Origin of the sequence: Aminobacter sp. LjRoot7 (assembly GCF_964252895.1) — a bacterium.
Lineage (GTDB): Bacteria > Pseudomonadota > Alphaproteobacteria > Rhizobiales > Rhizobiaceae > Aminobacter > Aminobacter aminovorans_B.
Window position 1 is genome coordinate 615,682 of sequence record NZ_CAXUPX020000002.1, and the last position, 19,990, is coordinate 635,671.

General features: G+C 63.2%; 18 protein-coding genes and 2 tRNA genes. 9 read left to right on the forward strand and 11 right to left on the reverse strand.

From position 1 onward, the window contains the following. Position 1 precedes the first annotated feature (1 nt). The 4 genes from ACSQ3E_RS08660 to ACSQ3E_RS08675 all read right to left on the reverse strand — a co-directional run bounded on the left by ACSQ3E_RS08660 (position 2) and on the right by ACSQ3E_RS08675 (position 3,328). A complete protein-coding gene (locus ACSQ3E_RS08660) occupies positions 2-610 on the reverse strand; it encodes an ANTAR domain-containing response regulator (protein ID WP_436122361.1) in 609 nt (202 codons plus the stop codon). After that, on the reverse strand, positions 607-1,713 hold the full coding sequence (locus ACSQ3E_RS08665; RefSeq protein WP_436122362.1) for a transporter substrate-binding protein: 1,107 nt from the start codon (positions 1,711-1,713) through the stop codon (positions 607-609). The genes ACSQ3E_RS08660 and ACSQ3E_RS08665 overlap by 4 nt, the downstream gene beginning before the upstream one ends. Positions 1,714-1,881: 168 nt before the next feature. Next, on the reverse strand, positions 1,882-2,499 hold the full coding sequence (locus ACSQ3E_RS08670; protein ID WP_310324819.1) for a LysE family translocator: 618 nt from the start codon (positions 2,497-2,499) through the stop codon (positions 1,882-1,884). Between the two features lie 169 nt (positions 2,500-2,668). After that, positions 2,669-3,328 (reverse strand): response regulator transcription factor, encoded by a 660-nt coding sequence (locus tag ACSQ3E_RS08675; protein WP_310324821.1) that lies wholly within the window; start codon positions 3,326-3,328, stop codon positions 2,669-2,671. A gap of 130 nt (positions 3,329-3,458) precedes the next feature. On the opposite strand from ACSQ3E_RS08675, the gene ACSQ3E_RS08680 reads away from it, so the two are divergent. Continuing rightward, on the forward strand, positions 3,459-5,210 hold the full coding sequence (locus ACSQ3E_RS08680) for an ATP-binding protein (RefSeq protein WP_436122363.1): 1,752 nt from the start codon (positions 3,459-3,461) through the stop codon (positions 5,208-5,210). Positions 5,211-5,427: 217 nt separating this feature from the next. Here the strand turns inward: ACSQ3E_RS08680 and ACSQ3E_RS08685 are convergent, their stop codons facing one another. The 4 genes from ACSQ3E_RS08685 to ACSQ3E_RS08700 all read right to left on the reverse strand — a co-directional run bounded on the left by ACSQ3E_RS08685 (position 5,428) and on the right by ACSQ3E_RS08700 (position 11,471). After that, positions 5,428-5,721, reverse strand: coding sequence for a hypothetical protein (locus ACSQ3E_RS08685; protein ID WP_436122364.1), 294 nt, complete (start codon positions 5,719-5,721; stop codon positions 5,428-5,430). A 194-nt stretch (positions 5,722-5,915) separates the two neighbouring features. Next, positions 5,916-7,184: a purine-cytosine permease family protein gene (locus tag ACSQ3E_RS08690; RefSeq protein ID WP_436122365.1), complete on the reverse strand. Its 1,269-nt coding sequence runs from the start codon at positions 7,182-7,184 to the stop codon at positions 5,916-5,918. A 170-nt stretch (positions 7,185-7,354) separates the two neighbouring features. After that, positions 7,355-9,364 (reverse strand): hydantoinase B/oxoprolinase family protein, encoded by a 2,010-nt coding sequence (locus ACSQ3E_RS08695; protein WP_436122366.1) that lies wholly within the window; start codon positions 9,362-9,364, stop codon positions 7,355-7,357. Positions 9,365-9,410: 46 nt separating this feature from the next. Further along, complete coding sequence (locus tag ACSQ3E_RS08700; RefSeq protein ID WP_436122367.1) at positions 9,411-11,471, reverse strand: hydantoinase/oxoprolinase family protein; 2,061 nt, start codon at positions 11,469-11,471, stop codon at positions 9,411-9,413. Positions 11,472-11,757: 286 nt separating this feature from the next. Here ACSQ3E_RS08700 and ACSQ3E_RS08705 point away from each other — a divergent pair, with 286 nt between their 5' ends. The 4 genes from ACSQ3E_RS08705 (at position 11,758) to ACSQ3E_RS08720 (ending at position 15,114) form a co-directional block, all read left to right on the forward strand. Beyond that, on the forward strand, positions 11,758-11,934 hold the full coding sequence (locus tag ACSQ3E_RS08705; protein WP_436122368.1) for a hypothetical protein: 177 nt from the start codon (positions 11,758-11,760) through the stop codon (positions 11,932-11,934). Positions 11,935-12,078: 144 nt separating this feature from the next. Then, positions 12,079-13,236, forward strand: a complete 1,158-nt coding sequence (locus ACSQ3E_RS08710; RefSeq protein WP_436122369.1) for a transporter substrate-binding domain-containing protein — start codon at positions 12,079-12,081, stop codon at positions 13,234-13,236. 90 nt (positions 13,237-13,326) lie between these two features. Continuing rightward, positions 13,327-13,983 carry an ANTAR domain-containing response regulator gene (locus tag ACSQ3E_RS08715; RefSeq protein WP_310324835.1) on the forward strand — a complete coding sequence of 219 codons (657 nt, stop codon included), beginning with the start codon at positions 13,327-13,329 and terminating at the stop codon, positions 13,981-13,983. A 465-nt stretch (positions 13,984-14,448) separates the two neighbouring features. Beyond that, complete coding sequence (locus ACSQ3E_RS08720) at positions 14,449-15,114, forward strand: helix-turn-helix domain-containing protein (protein ID WP_436122370.1); 666 nt, start codon at positions 14,449-14,451, stop codon at positions 15,112-15,114. Between the two features lie 117 nt (positions 15,115-15,231). Here ACSQ3E_RS08720 and ACSQ3E_RS08725 read toward each other — a convergent pair. Next, a tRNA-Pro gene (locus tag ACSQ3E_RS08725) sits at positions 15,232-15,308 on the reverse strand. A 158-nt stretch (positions 15,309-15,466) separates the two neighbouring features. On the opposite strand from ACSQ3E_RS08725, the gene ACSQ3E_RS08730 reads away from it, so the two are divergent. Together ACSQ3E_RS08730 and ACSQ3E_RS08735 are read left to right on the forward strand one after the other, a co-directional pair. Beyond that, positions 15,467-15,772, forward strand: coding sequence for an ETC complex I subunit (locus ACSQ3E_RS08730; RefSeq protein ID WP_109574555.1), 306 nt, complete (start codon positions 15,467-15,469; stop codon positions 15,770-15,772). Between the two features lie 45 nt (positions 15,773-15,817). Beyond that, a tRNA-Arg gene (locus ACSQ3E_RS08735) sits at positions 15,818-15,894 on the forward strand. Between the two features lie 70 nt (positions 15,895-15,964). Here ACSQ3E_RS08735 and ACSQ3E_RS08740 read toward each other — a convergent pair. Next, positions 15,965-16,483: a cupin domain-containing protein gene (locus ACSQ3E_RS08740; RefSeq protein WP_310324840.1), complete on the reverse strand. Its 519-nt coding sequence runs from the start codon at positions 16,481-16,483 to the stop codon at positions 15,965-15,967. A 143-nt stretch (positions 16,484-16,626) separates the two neighbouring features. Further along, on the reverse strand, positions 16,627-17,802 hold the full coding sequence (locus ACSQ3E_RS08745) for a cystathionine beta-lyase (RefSeq protein ID WP_436122371.1): 1,176 nt from the start codon (positions 17,800-17,802) through the stop codon (positions 16,627-16,629). A gap of 52 nt (positions 17,803-17,854) precedes the next feature. Between ACSQ3E_RS08745 and ACSQ3E_RS08750 the strand changes: the two genes are divergently transcribed. Continuing rightward, complete coding sequence (locus ACSQ3E_RS08750; RefSeq protein WP_436122372.1) at positions 17,855-18,682, forward strand: phosphatase PAP2 family protein; 828 nt, start codon at positions 17,855-17,857, stop codon at positions 18,680-18,682. Positions 18,683-18,939: 257 nt separating this feature from the next. Further along, positions 18,940-19,968: an amino acid ABC transporter substrate-binding protein gene (locus tag ACSQ3E_RS08755; protein WP_310324849.1), complete on the forward strand. Its 1,029-nt coding sequence runs from the start codon at positions 18,940-18,942 to the stop codon at positions 19,966-19,968. Positions 19,969-19,990: the final 22 nt, after the last annotated feature.

The window sequence follows — 19,990 nt, forward strand, 5'->3', positions numbered from 1 at the left end:
CTCAGGCGCGATGGGACTGGTCAACGCCGCCCTCCTTTTCGGTCATGGCGACGACACGTCGGGCGGCTTCCTCGAGGCTGACCTGCCAGTTCATGGCGAGCGAACGCAATTGCGCATAAGCGCGTTCGTCGTCGACGCCATCCTGGCTCGACAGAGCGGTAACAGCGCGCACGATGGTCTGGCGCTCGGCGACGCGCTGCTGCAGCGCGGTGATCTCGTCGGCCAGTTGCCGGCGCGCGGCAAAACTCTGGCGAGCAATCAGCAGCGCGCTGTAGACGCCGGCATTGCCGACCGGCTTCAGCAGTTGCGCATCCGCCTTGTGCGACAGTGCCCATTCGATGCGACCCGGCGCTTCCGAGCCGATCAGCGCGATGGTCGGCATGGGGGCAGCACCGCGCGGCCAGGGAAACTGCTGGTCGAAGCCGAGATCGACGTCGAAGAACACGAAGTCGGCGGCTAGCGCCTCGGCCGGCAGTTCCGGCCAGCAATCCACAACCTCGAGGCCGATAGCCTGGAGCTGGCGTGATATGGCGCTGACCGTGGCATGCGGGCGGTGCAGCACGAATGCCTTGGCGCCGCCGAGATTGGGGATATGTGCCGCGCGGCTCATGACACGACCTTGAGCCGCTGGCGGCCGAAGGTCTTGGCCCGGTCGTAACGCGAGAGATAGGGGTCGGGAGCGACACGTTCGATATGGCTGACGCGTTCGAAGCCGAGCCCTGAGATGCGGCCGATCTCGACCGGCAGGGTCGCATGCTGGGTCTGCGGGTCGACGGCGATGGTGCCGAAGGGCGTGGCGAAACTTGATTTGGCGAAGGCGGCGGACAGTTCGGCGAAGCCCGCGTCGGGATTTGCCTGGAGCACCTTGGCCAGAACCATGACGGAGGCATAGCCGGAAGCCTCGAAGGACGACGCTGGTGCATCAGGCGTGGCCGTACCGACGTCGCGGAAATAGGGTCCGACCGACAGGTGGCCGCTTCCGGCCGCGCCGATCGCCGGCAGCTCGGCCTCGGTCAGGTTGCAGGACAGGATCGGGCAGCGCTCCGGCCCGAAATGCGGATCGTTGCGCGCAAGCTCAGTGTAGGCGGCAAAGAAGGCGTAGGACGAGGTGCCGATCAGATTGTTGAGGATGAAGGACGGCCTTGTCGCCCTGATCTCCTCGATCAACCTGGAGACGTCGGTCTCGCCGATCGGTAGGTAGCGCTCGCCTGATACCTTGCCGCCGGCGTCCGCGATCAGGTCGCGGGCGACGCGGTTGGTTTCCCAGCCCCAGATGTAGTTGGAGCCGAGCAGGAATCCATCGGCGCCGAAGCGCGGCACGACATGGGCAAGCAGCGGCACCAGATGCTGGTTCGGGCAGGCATGCATGTAGACGACATGCTCATTGGCCTCGAAGCCTTCATAGGGACAGGCATACCAGAGTGCCGCCCCCGACTTCTCCAGAACCGGGATGACCTCCTTGCGGCTCCACGAAGTGACAGCGCCGACGACATGGCGCGCGCCGCTGGTGCGCAGGATCTCGTCGCAGAGCGGGGCGTAGCGGTCGATGTTGCCACAGGGGTCGCGCTCGATGGCAACGAGCTCGATGCCGCTTGCGGGATCGGCATTGATGTCTGATATGGCGCGCATGGTGCCGGCATGGCAGGCGTTGGCAACCAGCTGATAGCTGCCCGAGCGCGAATACAGCACGCCGATTTCGATGCGCGACTTCAAAAATTCCTCCCAAAACAAAAATGCCCCGCAGCCATCGCCGGGAGGCGAGGCATACGGGGCATGTTTGCCACCCGGCAGTCGGGGCCGGTATTTTGACGTCAGCGTAGCCTGTCGCGCCTGCCAGTCAAGGGGGGCCGATGCGAATGCATGGATCGGCGTGATGCCGTTTCAGATCTGGTGACCGACCAACGCCAGGCCGAGCCCGACCAGGATCGAGCCGCAGGCCTTGGGCACGATCCAGCCGGCCTCGCCCGATGCAACGCGGGCAAGGGTGACCGAGGCGATGCCGACGGCGGCGACGTCGGCGATCGAGAAGACCAGGTTGACGAACATGCCGAGAAGCAGGAACTGCAGCCACAGCGGGAAGGCGGCTGCCGGATCGACGAATTGCGGCAGGAAGGTCAGGAAGAACAAGGCGGTCTTCGGATTGAGGATCTCGACGATGATGCTGTCGCGCAGGCTTTGTGAGGCGGGGCTGGCGGCCTTGTCATTGGATTTGCCCCAGCCCATGAACATCGAGAGCCCGAGCCAGACGAGATAGGCAGCACCGGCAAGCTTGATCGCCTGAAAAAGCATCGGCGCCTGCTCGATCAGCGAGGCCAGGCCGATGGCCGCGGCGAAGATGTGGACGTAGCAGCCGATATGGACGCCAAAAGCTGCCATCAGCCCGGCCCGGCGGCCGAGCGCCACCGTCTGTGCCGTCATGTAGAGGATTGCCGGCCCCGGCATGCAGGCGAAGGCCAGCGTTGCAGCGGCAAAGGGAATCCACAGTTCCAGCGACGGCATGTCGGCTCCTCCCCAATGATGCGATCGCTGGGAGGAATAGGCTTGCCGATCAGGCGAAAACATACGGCATGTGGCGTATATCGAGCGCCCGCCGCCTTGGCTAATTTGTTGATGGTTAAGCAGATATTGACGTGATGTCGTGCGCCGGGAAGGCGGTGCGCGGCAGCCTTCAGGCTGTGGGCAAACCCAGGCGAACCGCATAGGCGGTCAGTTCGGCGGCACTGTGGAGATTGAGCTTGCCCATCAGGTTTTCGCGGTGCTTGCGCACCGTCAGCGGGCTGATGCCCAGCCGTTCGGCGATTTCGCGCGCCGTCAGCCCCTGCGCCACCAGAGCGAGGATTTCGCGCTCGCGCCGGGTCAGCGGCACCGGCGACAGGATGTCGGGTACGGCAGGCTGTTTGCCGTTGCCGGGTGCCTCGCCTACGGCGAAACGCACAGTGCGAGCAAGGTAGGTGCCGCCTTTCCTGATTGCCTCGATCGCTTCGCCGAGTTCTTCGGGATCGCCGTCCTTGGTCAGGTAGCCGCTGGCGCCGGCCTCGAGTGCCGCGCGCACCGTCCGCGGCTCGATATTGGCGGTCAGCACGATGATCTTCAGCCTGGGCACGAGCTCTCTGATGTCGGAGATGAACTGGATGCCGGCAACGCCGGGCATGCCGAGGTCGAGGAGCAACAGGTCGGCGCGCGTCCTGGCGACCTGCTCAAGCAAGGCCTCGCCATCCGCTGCTTCCGCCACCACCGACATGTTGTCCATGGTCGAGATCAGCATCTTCAGCCCTTCGCGCACCAGTGCGTGGTCGTCGGCGAGGATGAATGTAAGTGGACGGTTCATCTGGACAGCATAGATGATTCGGTGGTGCCGGAACGTTGGTCGCCAATTTATGGGAAACAAATTGACGGTAGATCAGCCGTCAATGGCCAAGGACAGCCTTGATGATATTCGTCAGGCATTTGGAGGGGCGATGCAGGAAGACAAGATACGCCAGGCTCTGGTCGAGCTTCTCTATCGCAATTCATATGGCGTGGTCATCTCCAACATCGTCATTTCGCTCGCCGCCGTCTACGTCTTGCGCAGCGGCATTTCCACGCCATGGCTGGCGGGCTGGCTCGGCACGCTCTATGCGCTGACGGCGCTGCGCGTCTTTGCCTCCCGCCGCTTCTTCAGCCGGCCGCGCGATCCCCGGACGATCATGCACTGGGCCTGGCTGGCGGCCGCCTTTTCCTGGGTCTCGGGATTGTTGTGGGGCATATTCGGCTGGGTCGGCTTCCTGCCGGAAGCGCCGCTTCTGTTGTCCTTCACCGTGGTGGTGCTGACCGGCCTCGTCTGCGGCACGGTGCCGTCGCTTTCGGCTTTTCCGCCGGCGCTGATCGGCTCGATCCTGGCGACGGTGTTGCCGGTTGCCGCCCGCGTCATCACCAGCGGCAGCGCGATTTCGGCGGGCTTTCTGTTCCTGCTCGTCTCGCTCGTGGCGATCAATTTCTACTATTGCCGCATCACCTACCGCATGTTGCGCGAGACCATCAGCCTGCGCCTGGAAAATGAACGGCTCGTCGAGCATCTGCAGGAAGAGCGCGACCGCGCGCAGACAGCCGACCGCGCCAAGACCCGCTTCCTGGCCGCGGCGAGCCACGACCTGCGCCAGCCGATCCATGCGCTCAGCCTGCTGGTGTCGACGATTGCCGTGCTGGCCAAACGCGGCAACGTGCCGGCCGAGCAGGCGCGCGGTCTCGCCGGCCGGGCCAAATCGATCATCGGCAATCTCAGCGGCCTGCTGAACGCGCTGCTCGACATCTCCAAGCTCGATGCCGGCATCGTCACCGTCACCCGCGAAACCGTGTGCCTGCGCGAACTGTTCCGCGATTTCCGCGAGGAGTTCGCCGCCGAAGCCAAGCAGCGTGGCCTGAAATGGCGGGTGGTCGACAGTAATCTGATGGTCGAAAGCGACCCGATGATGCTGAAGCGGGTGCTGACCAACCTAGTGACCAACGCCTTTCGCTACACTAAAGAGGGCGGCGTCGTGCTTGGCTGCCGCAAGCGGGCCGGTTTCGTCGAGATCCAGATCTGGGATAGCGGCCCCGGCATTCCCGATGACCAGCAGGCCGTGATCTTCGAGGAATTCGTGCAGTTGCAGAACCCGGCGCGCGATCGCACGCAAGGGCTCGGCCTTGGCCTAGCCATCGTGCGTCGCACCGCCGGCTTGCTGAAGCACCCGTTGAGGCTGATATCGACGCCGGGGCGCGGTTCGATGTTTTCGATCACCGTGCCGGAAGTCCGCGCGGCGAAGGCGCCTGTCCCACAGCGCGAGACGCGGACTGAAGCCATAACCGGCGGCATCATCGTCGTCGAGGACGAGAGCGACATTCTCGAGGCGATGGAGCAGCTGCTGACCATCGAGGGGCACAGCGTCTATGCCGGACGGTCGGCGGCGGAGGCCCAGGCGGTGCATGCGGCAGCGGCCCTGCGCGGCCATGCAACGGTCGATCTGATCATCTCGGACTATCGGCTGGCGCATGGCGCTACCGGGCTCGAGGCGATCCGCATGCTGAGCGCCTATCTCGGCCATGTCGTGCCGTCGATCATCATCACCGGCGACACCTCGCCGTCACGGCTGAAGGAGGTGAGCGCCGGGGGCAGCCGCATCCTGCACAAGCCGATCTCGGAAGCCGAGCTCAGCCAGGCGATCCAGGCGGCATGGGCCGGGGCAGGGCGGTGACGGCGGGCGCGCGAGATCGTCTTGTCGTGAGGGTATTGTCTTAGTTTGAAATGCAGGACACGCTACTCCGACCATAACAGCGTATGGTGAAGCGCCACCACGCTTGTCGGCCTTCGCACCATCGCCAGCTTCCTAGCCGTTTGCAATGCGCATGACGCGGATGGCATTGCTCACGTCGGCGGGACGCTTCTGGCCTTTTTGGGGCCGGTGGGCATGTCTATTCGTCAGCCCAATTTATACTGAGGACCACGCCGCCCTTGGCGTCGATGTTGCTGACAAGCAGAGCGTCGCTCGAATGTTCCAACTCTCCTGTTCCTGTCCTAAGCAAGAACCTGAGATTTGAGTTCAGCGTTCCCCCGTTCTTGCCCGTTTTCTTCTCGATTACATCACCATTGCCGTAGGTCCAGATCACACGTTTATCTGCAGGTACGCGATCATAGCGCGGCAACTTGACGGCGAGTTTGATCCACCGCATTAAGTCAGCGCTCGTGGCGAATGTGATACTTTCCATAGCCCCTTCACCCCTGCTTTCCGCTAAGTGTATAGGAGGCCGGGCTGATTTGGGAAACGCCTATTGCGTTCCGTCAACTTGCAAACTGAGACACTGCCGCCCGGAGAGGCGGCCCAAGATTACACCCCAAAACTCTTCAGGGCGCGGTCGGTTCTCGAAGATGGGTTTCGAGAACGCGACCGCGCCCGGCAGGCTCAAGAGGCTATGGCGACAGTTCTGATGCGTGACGACAGCGCCCAGAACAGCAGGAAGCTGCTGGTGACGGTTGCCGGTGCGGAGAGCAGTTCGAGGTTGGGGATGGCGAGCAATATGATGCCGATGGCCACCGCACCGAACCAGGCGACCATTCCGGGCGCGTAATAGGCCGGGAAATCGTCGTCGGAACGGGCGCTTTCCTCGCCGGTGCCGTCATGCTGTCCGCACAATATGTAGGCCAGCGCCACGCCGACCCAGGCGACGACGAAGATGCCCTGATAGGCGAGTGCGACGAGCAGGTACTGGAAGATGTTGGCCAGCATCACGAAATAGACGATGACGCCGACGATGATCGCCCAGACATATTTCGGCATCTCCAGCTTGAACACCAGCCGGAAGAACGCCTGCATGTTGACTGTCGACAGGTAGAAATTGGTGGTGTTGATGCGCGTCTGGCTGATCCAGACGAACAGCAGGCCGAGCGCGCCCATCATCACGATCAGCGCCTTGACCACCGACACTTCCGAGGTGGCACCTTCGAGCGGGATCGTCTGCACCAGGAAGATGCCGACCAGGCCGTTGACGAAATAGGTCAGCGTGTAGAAGGGCAGGCCGAAATTGAAGACGGCGTGGTAGGTCTCGTCCTCCTTCTTGCCGAAGCGGGCGAAGTCGAAGGTGCACATCATCATCCACCAGACGCCCATGAAGGCGATGAAGACGTTGATCCAGCCATAGGGCGGGGCGCCGCCTTCCGGCGTCATGGTCAGCCAGGCGTTGGAATAGCCGTAATGCGAGATGGCGTAGACCACCGTGCCCATCAGGCCGACAAGATAGAGCGGCAGGAGATAGCCGTTGAACTTGTCGAGCCAGTGCTGGACGCTGCCGAGGATCAGCGGCACGCTGTAGATGCAGACGATCAGGGCTGCGACAGCGAAGGTCAGGCCTTCGAAGTAGTAGGTCGCCGCGGTAGCGATGACCGAGCCTTCGAACACGGCGTAATAGATGCTTGAGACCGCATAGATGAAGGTGGCGATCGCCGATCCGTAGCGGCCGAACAAAAGCCTTGAGAATAGCGACACCGACAGGCCGGTCCTGATCGCGTAGCGGGTGATGACGGCATTGATGGCGGAGTAGGAGATCACGGTCAGTATCAGGCCGATGATCGTATTGGCGGTGCCATAGATCTCGGCGAGCGTCGCCGAGATGATGAGAAAGAACATGGCGCTGCAGATCGCCCAGAAGGCCATCGTCAGATTGAGCTTGGGCATGCGGCCACTAGGTGGGACCGGCCGTTGCGAATAGTCCAATTCCCCTGCGACATCGAGACTTCCGGACATGGTTCATCTCCGAGTTTTTGTTTTTTGGCAGATTCTTGATTATGCAAACCCCGTTGGCGAAGAAGGCAGCAAGCCTGCGAGAGCCTGCTGCCTTCCCTTGATCAGGCGACCTTCAGGGTCGCGTTGGCGGCCTGGCCCGATGCCGTCCAGTAAGGAACCGTCCGCCGCTTCAGCATCTCGCGGAACTCGGCGGTGGTCTTGGGAAGAAGCTCGCCCGAGCCCCAGTCGACGATGACGCCGTACTGGCGGATCAGGTCGAGCATGTTGAGCTTTTTGTCGCGATAAAGGGCGGCGATCTTCTCGGCGTCCTCGTTGAGCCAGTCCTTGCGGTGGCTGGCGATGCGCGCCCGTTCGGCGAGCGTGGCGTTCTCGTCGATCTTGTATTCGTCGAGATCGAGATCGACGACATGGACGACGACGCCATAGTCCTTCTTCGCCCGCTCCACGGAGACGTAGCCTTCGACCACGTCGCTGAGCACGCTTTGGATATCGCGCTTGAGCGGATCGCCAAGGCCGCCGCCGCCGGCCGAGGGCCGTTGCACAGTGTCGCCCTGCTGCAGCGGCACGCCTGAGAACAGCGAGCCGAGATAACGCTCCTTTTCCTGGCCGGGATTGACCCAGACGCCGTGGGGAATCGACGGCAATCCGCCCCACAGGCCCCAGGTGATCGAGCGCTCGCGGTCGCAGCAATAAGACACCACGGTGCGTTCGCAGGCGTAAAGCGTGCCGCCCTTCTGGACGCCGAGGCCGCCGCGGAATTCGCCGGGGCCGCCTGAATCGACCATCAGCTCGTGGCAGGTGGTGAGCACCGGTGACAGGCGTTCCTGGCCTTCGAAAGGCTGGGTTCCAAGCTGGACGCCGAACACCGGTCCGGTGGCCGCCCAGCCGTCACGGCCGTTGCGCGCGCCCCAGCCGCCGACCATCCAGTCGTACCACATGAAGTAGGGCTTGCCTTCGTGACGGGTGTCGCGGCCGCCGATCAGCAGGTAGTCGAGGTTGAAGGTGCAGGCCATGGCGCGCTCCGGCAGAACCTCCGCCCACAGCTCGAAGACCGCGTTCATGATCTTCTCGAAGGGACCTGAGGCAAAGCCGGCGACCGGCGTCGGCCATTCGGCATTGACCACCGAGCCGAGCGGGCCAGCATCGACCGTCACCACCCGGTAGAAGCCGGAGTTCATCGGAATGTCGGGCGACTGCATCTTGGTGCCGGCAACGACGGCCGCAAACGCGCCGCCATAGCAGCAGTTGAGGAACGAGCCGACCGTCTTGGGGTGCGAACCGGTCAGGTCGTAATGGACCCGGTCGCCGTCGATGGTCATCTTGACCTTGATCGGCACCAGCCCTTCGCCCTCATCGGGGTCAACGTCGATGTAATCGATGGTCTCCCAGGTGCCGTCGGGCAAATCGGAGATGCGCTGGCGCGTCATATCCTCGACGTAGTCCTGGACCTCGTTGAACGACTTCTTGATCGTGTCGACGCCATACTTGTCGCACAAGCGCTGCACCTCGCGTTCGGCAAGACGGCAAGCTTCCGCCTGCGCCTGGAGGTCGCCGATGATGTCGCTGGGCGCACGTGTGTTGTGGGCGATCAGCTCGGCGACGTCGGAGAGGTACACGCCCTTGCTGTAGACGCGGACTGGCGTGATGCGCAGGCCTTCGGCCATGTGATCGAGCGCATTCACGTTGAACGAGCCTGGAACGGCACCGCCGACATCTGCCCAATGGCCGTTGGCCTGAGCGTAGCCAAGCAGTTCTCCCTTGTAGAACATCGGCGCGAACAGGCGGGTGTCGTTGAAGTGGGTTCCGCCCTGGTAGACGTCGTTGATGACGAATACGTCGCCCGGATGAACGTCGTTGCCGAACTTCTTGATCACCGCCTTGGCGGTCAGGTGCAGCGTTCCAACGTGAGCGGCGATATCGCCGCTGCCTTGCATGATCGTGTCCCCGGTTGGGTCGCACAGTGCCGAGGAGAAGTCGCGGGAGTAGATGACGAACGAGTAGCAGGTGCGCAGGATCTGCTCCGCCATTTGGTCGACGATGTTGACATAGGCGTTCTTCAGGACCTCGAAGGTAACCGGATCGAGCGTACGGCGATCTTTTTTCGGTGCCATTTCCAATCTCCAATTCAGAATTTGCGTGGGGCTTTGGCTCAGTCGTTCAGGACTGCTGCGGGACGTGCATCCTGATGATCAGGTACTCGTCCACCTCGGCCTTGATCCCGGGCGGCACGACGATGGTGCTGTCGAGCTGGTCGATGATGGCGGGGCCGACGACGACGGCGCCCGCATGCAGGGTCGAGCGGTCATAGACCGGGGTCTTGATGCGCTCCGGCGCTTCGTCGAAGCGGACCAGGCGTTCGCCGACGGGGGCGGGCAAAGGCGCCTTGCGCAGTTCGTGCTTGGCCAGCTCCGCCTTGCGGTTGAGGCCGGTGGCCTTGACTTGGATGCGGCACACCTCGACCGGGGCGTCGGGCCTCGAATAGTTGTGCTCGCGGCCATGTTCCTCATGGAACTGCCGGACCGCCTCGTCGAGATTGGTGATGTCGGCGCTGACCGGGATCGACATCGAGCGCCACTGGCCGAGATAACGCATGTCGATGTAGCGCTGGAACAGCATCTGTTCGGGCGAGATATCCTCGCTCAGCAGGCGGTCGTGGCCGTCTTCTTCGAGCACGCGGAAGGCGCTGTTGAGCTCGGCCATGTCGATGTCGCTGACCGTGTCGGTGTACATCTGGGTGATGTCATGGGTGATGTCGACGAGCAGGCAGCCCATGGCCGAGGTGACGCCGGGATTTGGCGGGATCAGCACGACAGGGATGTAGAGGTCGCGGGCCAGCGCCACGCCGTGCAGCGCACCGGCACCGCCGAAGGCCACCAACGCGAAGTCGCGCGGATCGTAGCCCTTGCGCAGCGACACCAGGCGCACGGCGTCCGCCATGTTGGCGTTGGCGACCTTCAGGATCGACAGTGCCGCCTGTTCCGCGTCCATGCCGAACGGTTCGGCGATGACGCGGTTGATGGCGTTTTCCGCCAGCTTGACGTCGAGTTCGACCCTGCCGCCGGCGAGCTTGGTGCCGAGCCGGCCGAGATAGACATTGGCGTCGCAATTGGTCGGCTCGGTGCCGCCCTGATTGTAGCACACCGGTCCCGGCGTCGAGCCGGCCGATTGCGGTCCGTTGCGCAAGGCACCGGCCGCGTCGCGCCAGGCCAGCGAGCCGCCGCCGGCGCCGATGGTCAGGACCTCGATGCTGGGGAAGCGGATCGGATAGCCATATTCGACATGCCAGTCATTGGTGACGTGGAGATGGCCGTCGGAGCACAGGCTGATGTCGGTGCTGGTGCCGCCCATGTCGAGGCTGATCGAGTTCTTGTAGCCGGCAAGCTCGGAGATGAAGCGGCTGGCGATGGCGCCGGCGGCGATGCCCGACGCCGCTAGACGCGCGGCAAATTTGGTGGCGCCCTTGGCGGTCATGACACCGCCGCCGGAATGCAGCAAAAGCACGTCGCCGGCATAACCGCCGTCCTGCATGCGGCTTTCGAGCTCGGCGCCATACTGGCCGGCGACCGGTCCGAGCACGGTGTTGGCGACGGTCGTGTTGAAGCGTTCATGCTCGAAGATCTCGGGCATGATGTCGCTCGACAGCGAGATCGACACGCCGGGCAATTCCTCGAGCAGGATGTCGCGCATGCGCTGCTCGTTTGCGGGATTGACGAAGGAATTGACGAAGCAGATGGCGACGTTGTTGACGTTGCGCTTCCTGATGACGCGGGCGAGCTCGCGCGCCTCGGCTTCATTGACGCCTTCGATGACTTTGCCCGCGTAGTCGATGCGCTCCGACACCACCAGCCGGTCGCGGCGCGGCAGATAGGGCGGGGCCATTTCCTTGTAGGTGTCCCAGAGATCGTCGCGCGTGCCGCGGCGGATTTCGATGACGTCGCGAAAACCCTTGGTCGTGACCATGATGGCGGGCGGGAAGCGGCGGGTGATCAGCGCATTGGTGGCGAGCGTGGTGCCATGCGAGAACAGGATGATGTCGCGCAGGGCGACGCCGCCTGCCTCGATGCCCTTGAGCACGCCGTCGATCGGGTCCGGCGTCGTCGGCGTCTTGGCGACATGGATCTTGCCGGAAGCCTCGTTCAGGATGCACACATCGGTGAATGTGCCGCCCACATCGCAGGCCACACGCACCGCAGTGCCAAATGTCTCTACCTTGTTCACGTCCAGTTCCTCCTCAGGCTGATGTTTGTTGTCGTGCTTCCGCCGGGCGGAGCCGTTTTGGCAAAGCTCCGCACGTCTGGAATTCCTGCGGAATTCCAGGGAATTTGGGGTGCGAGCGAGGTCAGTCGCTCGAGGCGGCAATGGGTATTGTCAGCGTCGTTGCTGTCTGCGCAGCCGAAGAGATGGGGCGCGCAGCGCACTGGTGGTAAAACGCAAAAAGGCTCCGGCGGAGATGACCCGCGGGAGCCTTTTTGCTCTGGTCTCAGCCCGCAGCGTCGCAGGCCTGATGTCGATGATCATCCGCAACTTCCCGATTTCTGTCAACCGGCATTTCATCTGGTCGGCGCAACGGCAGGCAAAGCAACCTCCTGTGCGGTTTGCCGGCTCGCCTGCGACCGTCGGACAGCCTTTGCCTGAACAGGGCAGTGGCGGAATGTCGTTTGCCCAGGCGCAAGCGAGTTGACGGGCCAGATGGCTTCAGGCAAAGTTTACGTAAGGACAGCGATGTCCCCATCAGTCGAGCAAAGGCGCTTGCTGCGGTTACCCGCGCTGGGCGCTTTTTTTGTGTCGAGTTCGCGGATGAACAATCTGACGGAGTTGGCAATTGATGGCGACAAGAACCGAGGAGCCGATGAAGGTCGGCGTGTTGTTCTCCCAGACCGGCGTCACTTCGGTGATGGAACGCAGCATGCTGAATGCGACGCTGTTTGCCATCCACGAGGTCAATGAAGCAGGCGGCATCAACGGCCGTGAGCTTGTTGCCGTCCATCACGATCCGGGCTGCGATGCGGTTGCCTATCACAGCCTGGCCAACAGGCTGCTTGTCGAGGACGGCGTCAGGATCATCTTCGGCTGCTACATGTCGAGCACGCGCAAGGCCGTGCTGAAGGCGGTCGAGCACCGCAACGGGCTGCTCTGCTATCCCGCCCAGTATGAGGGCTTCGAATATTCGCGCAACGCCATCTATTGCGGTGCTGCCCCCAACCAGAACAGCGTCCAGCTCGGCGAACATCTGCTCAACCATGTAGGCCAGCGCTTTTACATGGTCGGCTCCGACTACATCTGGCCGCGCGAGTCCGACCGCATCATGAACGAGATGCTTGTCAAGCATGGCGGCGAGGTGGCCGGGCGCGGCTATCTCAAGCTCGATGCCAGGCGCTCGGCCTACAAGCCGCTGGTAGCGGACATCAAGCGCAAGCAGCCGGACGTGATCTTCTGCAATTTCGTCGGCGAAAGCATCGTCCATTTCTACCAGGCCTTCGCCGAAGCCGGCCTCGATGCTAGGGCGATGCCGATCGCCAGCCTGACCACCAGCGAGTCCGACATCCAGGCGATGGGCATCGACGTCGGCGCCGGTCACATCACCTCGGCCAGCTATTTCCAGTCGGTCGGGGGCCTGCAGAACGAACGCTGTGTCGAGCGCTACAAGAAGAGGTTCGGCAGCGATGCTGTGACCAACATGTGCTGGGAGGCGGCCTATTTCCAGGTCCATGTCGTGGCCAATGCGCTGCGCAAGACAGGCACGGACGATGTCGAGGCGCTCAGGCCGGCCATCCTCGGTTCGGAATTCGATGCACCGCAAGGACGCATCCGCATCGACCCCGACAATGCCCATACCCATGTCTGGCCGCGGGTGGCGCGGGCGCGCGAGGACGGCCAGTTCGAGATCCTGTCGAAATCGGCAACGGCTGTCAGGCCCGATCCCTATCTCGCCAGCTACAACCCCGAGGAATGGGGGGAGCGCCTAGCCATGCATTCGCTATGACCCCGTGCCGAGGGGCATGGGAACAAGAAACCGAACGACACCATAGGCAAGCGTTGGAACACCGCAACGACATTGCCGCGATGAGGAACAATGGTATCACGTAGCCCCAACGTGGCGCCGCATGACGGATCAGCGCCGATCCAGATCAAGGACATACGCTCGCTGCGTGTGCTGCTGCTGCAGCCTAAGAGCAGCGAAGGCGAGGAGCTTTGGCAGCACCTCAACCGCATCGGCTGCCAGGTTCAGACCAACTGGCCGCCGCCGGCCGAGATTCCCGCCAATATCGACGTGGTGTTCGCCTTCATCCGCCCGCTGGTCGAAGGCGGAATCACCTGGAACTGGAACGCCGACGATCCGCCGGCGGTGCTGATCGCCATCGTCGACTATGAGAACCCGATCATCGTCGAAAAGGTGCTGCGGCTGCGGGCGCAAGCAGTGATCGGCCTGCCGCTCCGAACCTTCGGAATCCTCGCCAACATCCTTCTGAGCGTCAACAACCACCGGCGCGAGGAGCGGCTGCGCATCCGCGTCGAGCGGCTCTCCGCCAAGCTCAAGGCGCATCGCGACATCGACAAGGCCAAGGAGATCCTGATGGCCACCAACAAGGTGTCGGAGCAGGTCGCCTACGAGACCTTGCGCGAGCAGGCGATGAACAAGCGCACCACCATCGAGGCGATCGCGCTTGCCATCATCAATGCCAGCGACGTGCTCAAGCTGCCGGTGAAGGAGGCCGTGGACGTTGCCTAGGCATCTCCGGGGCGCTGCACTGGTCGACCTGACATGCCGGCGGCGCGCGCCTGTGGCGCATCGAATGCCGGCGCGCCGCAGCAGCCTCGACTTGTCCACCCCGAGACTCCCTCCGAGACTCCCTCGGGACGCCCCCAGACTCCCATTGACATGACCCGCTAAATCCCTGACGCTTCACCCCATCACGCCCGCACCGATGCGGGCCGATGGCAGAGCAAAAAAGCTCCCGCGGGTCACCCCCGCCGGGAGCTTTTTGCGTTCTGGACGCAGGAGGCGGGCCGCCTCGCGCCGTCGCGGATTTCCGCAGACGTTTGACGTCGCGCCGACGTCCAAACGGGTGCCGGAATTGGAGAGGCGGATTTCGGTTCGGGCCGTCGCGACCGGTCGTCGTTCAAAGGGGCGGCAGATGCCGGCGACATGGGGGCGACAAAGCCAGCGACATGGGCATTTCAGGAGGTGACGCGCATGACAATATCAGGCCTCGACTTCGGCGAACGCGACATGGCCGACGCAGCTTTGGCACTGAACCAGGACCCGCATGCCTTGCGCGGTGCTGCCGGCAACCAGCTCGAAATGGCGATCGGCCGCGAGGTCAGGGCCTGCAGGCGCAAACATGGCATGACCATCATCGAGCTGGCGCGGGCCGCCGGCCTGTCGCTCGGCATGATGTCGAAGATCGAGAACGGCATCATCTCGGCATCGCTGACCACGCTGCATCAGCTGTCGCGCGCCTTGGCCGTGCCGCTGAGCGTATTGCTGAAGCCGTCCGAGGAGCTGCGCGACGCCAAGTTCGTGAAGGCAGGTTTGCCAACCGAGCGCTGCGGCACGCGCGCCGGTCATCGCCCGCTCGGCTACGTCGTCCCTGATGCCGCCGGTGTCTCGGTCGAACCCTGTCTCGTCACCCTGGCTGATGACGCCGATCGTCCCGCCTTGCGGCAGCATGCCGGCATGGAGTTCATCTATATGCTGGAAGGTGGGATGGTCTGGCGCCATGGCATGGCACTTTACCGCATGGCGCCGGGCGACAGCCTGTTCTTCGACGCTGCCTCGCCGCACGGCCCTGATCAGCTGCTGACGCTGCCGGTCCGGTTCCTCTCGGTCGTATCATGGCGGCCGGCCAGAAAGGTCTGAGCGACGGCCCATGCAGGCCGTTCCATCGCACGCGATTCGCCTGCGCATGACGCGCCGACGCCAGGGTGCGCCAATCAATTGGGCAGATGGGGCAGATCGATGTCGCGGGGAGAAAAATGGTCGGAGTGGAGAGATTCGAACTCCCGACCCTCTGGTCCCAAACCAGATGCGCTACCAGACTGCGCTACACTCCGAAATCACATTTCGACGCCGTGCCTAGTGGCTTCCGCTCGACATGGCAAGGGCAAAAAAGCGGAAACCGGCTTTCGCCTTGCAGCAATGGCGATTGCGCAGTAAATGACGGGCGCATCTGGATGTCCGCGCTCGCTGCGGACTCACGAATGAGGGAATTATGTCCGCGCGAATTTTCAGCCCTGCCAAGACCGCCATGCAGTCGGGCAAAGCCAAGACCGGGCACTGGGTGCTCGAATTCGACGCCGAGAAGCCGAAGAAGATCGACCCGCTGATGGGCTACACCAGCTCCGGCGACATGAAGAGCCAGATCCGGCTGACCTTCGAGACCCGCGAAGAGGCTGTCGCCTACGCCGAAAAGGAAGGCATCGCTTTCCGCGTGCAGGAGCCCAAGGAAGCCAAGCGCCGGCAGATTTCCTACTCCGACAATTTCCGTTATGACCGCAGGACGCCCTGGACGCACTGACATCCCAGCGCACGATCACGCCGGCCCTCACTGCGGCCGGCCAGCGGTCCCGTAGCTCAGCTGGATAGAGCACCGGCCTTCTAAGCCGATGGTCACAGGTTCGAATCCTGTCGGGATCGCCAATAAAATCAAGGACTTGGCCTTGGCCCACACGGTTGGACGCGACCGGTAGATGGACGGTCTAGTTTCTTCTCACTTCCCGTCCCGCGCCGCGCGAACCCGATCCGGCAATCCGTCATGATCGCCGAGCTGGCGCTTTGGTGCGTCGTGCCACCAGTCGTCGCGGATCGCCTTGCGCTCGAGGTTGACGGGATAGACGATCCGGTTCTCGTCCTTGTTGGCTTCGCCGACCACCAGGAGCCGCACTTCGCTGTCGGTGTTGTTGAGGAAGCTGTGCGCCAGTCCGGTGCCGGCGGGGAAGCCGACGGAATCGCCCGGCTTCAGGCGATGCAGCACCCCGTCCAGCCAGACGTCGGGCGCGCCTTCGAGCACGTGGACGAATTCTTCCTCCAGGCTTTCGGCATGCGGAAACGAGGTGCGCCGGCCCGGCGGCAGCCTGACGTGGTGGATGCCGAGCCGCTCGAGGCCGAAATGGACGGCGAGCGGCGCGCCGAGCCCCCGCAGCTCCGATGTGCCAATGAAGGTTTCACCGTCGGGCTTTTCGACCTCGGTCCAGTGGACGATTTCGGAAGGGCGGCCGGATGCGGTCATGTCGATCTCCCCGATGGGCTTGCCAGGTTCGGAAGGCAAACGTCGTGATGGCGACGCTGCCTGTCAATATGAGAAGGCGGGACGAGGTATCGGGGCGGGGATCAGACGGAGCAGCTTTGCCAACTGCCCGCCATGCCTGGCCATCACCCCACCGCGTTCGCCGCCTGCAGGCCGGCCGCGATGTCTTCCTTGAGGTCGGCGACGTCTTCCAGGCCGATCTGCAGCCGGATGATCGGGCCTTCATAAGGACCGTTGGCGATCTGGCGGTCGGCGAGGCTGACCTGCACCGCCAGGCTTTCGTAGCCGCCCCAGGAATAGCCGAGGCCGAAGATCTCGAGCGCGTCGAGGAAGGCGTGCGCCTTTGGCGTGCCGCCGCCGGCAAGCACTACGGAAAAGATGCCGCTCGAACCGGAGAAGTCGCGCTTGAAGAGCTGGTGGTCGGGATGGCTTTCGAGGCCGGGGTGCAGCACGCGGGCGACGCCCGGCTTGCCTTCGAGCCAGCGCGCGATCTCGAGCGTGCTCTTCTGATGATGGGCGAGCCGGACTCCCATCGTGCGCAGGCCGCGCAGCACCTGGTAGACGTCGTCGGGGCCGGCGCAGCAGCCGAGCGTGACGAAGGCGTCGTGCAGCTTCGGCCAGCAGGCGGCATTGGCCGACACGGTGCCGCTCAGCACGTCCGAGTGGCCGGCCGGGTACTTGGTCGCGGCGTGGATGGTCACGTCGACGCCGAAGTCGAGCGCCTTGAAATAGAGCGGCGTCGCCCAGGTGTTGTCCATCATGACGATGGCGCCCGCGGCGTGCGCAGCCTTCGATATCGCCGGAATGTCCTGGATCTCGAAGGTGTTGGACGCAGGCGATTCGGTGAACACCACCTTGGTGTTCGGCTTGATAAGTGCGGCGATGCCTGCGCCGACATGCGGATCGTAATAGTCGACGTCGACGCCGAGGCGCTTGAGCATGGTGTCGGCGAAATGGCGGGTCGGGAAATAGACGGAATCGGTGATCAGGATGTGATCGCCCGACGACAGGAAGCCGAGCAGGGGAATCGTCACCGCGGCCAGGCCCGAGGGCACGGCGATGGTGCCGGCCGAACCTTCGAGCTCGTCGATGGCGTGGCACAGGGCGTCGCTTGTGGGCGTTCCGCGGGTGCCATATGTGTATTTTTGAGCACGCGCGGCCATCGTCGCAGCGTTGGGGAACAGAACTGTCGAGGCGTGCACGACCGGCGGATTGACAAAGCCATGAAAGCCGTGTGGATCGTGCCCGGAGTGCGTCAGCCGCGTGTTGACGCCTTTGATCCTGCCATTGTCTCGAGTCATGAATCCGCACCCTTTCAGTGAAGACGCCAGCCATAGTGCGACGGCACGACCCGTGCAACCGCCGCAGGGCCCCGTTCGGCTGGGCCAGATCTGGCCGGTGGGTTTTGCCGGGCGGCTTATGGAGACGGTGGCGTTTTCCTCGCGCCGCATCCGTCGCCGTCGCATTGGCGCGCCGCAGCCGGTGTGGTCGCGCGGGCTGACATTGCTGCTCTTCTGCGGCGCCGTCGCCGTGGCGCTGTTGTTCACCATCGATTCGGCGGTGATGAACTTCATGCTCAGCAACCGCAACGGCTTCACCGCCTGGCTGGCATGGCTGAGTGATATCGGCAGGTCGGAATGGTATCTCGTGCCGGCCTTGCTCATTTATCTCGCGACCGCGGCCGCCGACTGGCGCGGCGTCGGTTATGGCCTCAAGGCCCGGCTGGTGACGCTGTTTGGCCAGGCCGCCTTCGTCTTTGGCCTGGTCGCCTTCACCGGCATTGCTGTCAACATCGTCAAGCTGTTCTTCGGCCGCGCACGGCCAGCCTTCTATGGCGAATATGGTGCTTACCATTTCGATCCGTTCGTGGTGACGCGCTACTCCTCGAGCTTTCCGTCCGGCCATGCGACGACCATCGGCACGGTGGCGGCCATCCTGATGATCTGGTTCCCGCGCCATTGGCTGCCGATCGGCATCGTCGGTCTGGCACTGTCCGCGCTCAGGATTCCGGCTGCAGCACATTATCCATCCGACGTCACTGCCGGCTTCCTGTTCGGGCTGATCGTGACGATCGTTGCCGCGCGCTTCTTTGCCGCGCGCAGGGTTGGCTTCAGGGTCGTGCCGGGAAAGCTATTGCCCGCAGCAGTCGGTTTTGGCAGACGAAAACGCGCCGCCGGCTAACGTCTTCGAAGTGAAGACGACATAGGCCGCAGCAATCGTTCCTCCCGATTTCTAATACTAAAGGCGCAGCCGGCGGCAGCGGGCCTTTATTGCTTGACCTAATAAGAATTATCGCCTTCGATGCATCCGTGAACCGGACTGCAGCAAAGCGCGCCGGACAGGACGCGCAATCCGGATTTGGGCCGGATAGGGGATGCTGAGTTCACAATTCAAAAAGACAGGCAAAAGCCTGTAAAAAACAGAAGGGTTCGTGGGTCATGAAGTACATCATTTCAGGCATTCTCGGGGCAGCCACGCTCGGCATGGTGGCGACCGCCGCATCTGCCGGCACCCTTGAGGACGTCAAGGCAAAGGGCTTTTTGCAATGCGGCGTCAGCACCGGCCTGGCCGGTTTCTCATCGCCCAACGACAAGGGCGACTGGGAAGGTCTGGACGCAGATTTCTGCCGCGCGGTGGCCGCTGCGGTTTTCGGTGACGTCACCAAGGTGAAGTTCACGCCGCTCTCCGCCAAGGAGCGCTTCACCGCACTTCAGTCGGGCGAAATCGATCTTCTGTCGCGCAACACCACCTGGACGATCAATCGCGACACGGCACTTGGCCTGAACTTTGTCGGGGCCACCTACTATGACGGCCAGGGCTTCATGATCAACGCCAAGAAACTGCCCGGCGTGAATTCCGCCCTGCAGCTTTCGGGCGCCGCCGTCTGCGTGCAGACTGGCACGACCACCGAACTCAATCTCGCCGACTACTTCAAGGCGAACAAGATGGAGTACAACCCGGTCGTCTTCGAGAAGCTGGAAGAGGTCAATGCTGCCTATGACGCTGGCCGCTGCGACGTCTACACCACCGACCAGTCGGGTCTCTATGGCATCCGCCTGACGCTGGGCGCGCCGGACGATCACGTCGTCCTGCCCGAGATCATCTCCAAGGAACCGCTCGGACCTGCCGTGCGCCAGGGCGACGACAAGTGGTACCATATCGTCAAGTGGACCTACTTCGCGCTGCTGACCGCCGAAGAACTCGGCATCACCCAGGCGAATGTCGAAGAGATGAAGGCGTCGGGTAACCCCGAGGTCAAGCGCGTGCTTGGCACCGAGGCTGACACCAAGATCGGCACCGATCTTGGTCTCAACAACGACTGGGTCGTCAACATCGTCAAGGCTGTGGGCAACTACGGCGAAGTCTTTGAACGCAACGTCGGCCAGGGCAGCAAGCTGAAGATCGCCCGCGGCATCAATGCGCAATGGACCAAGGGCGGCCTGCAGTACGCACCGCCGATCCGCTGATCCGAAGTCTCACCCGGAGGGC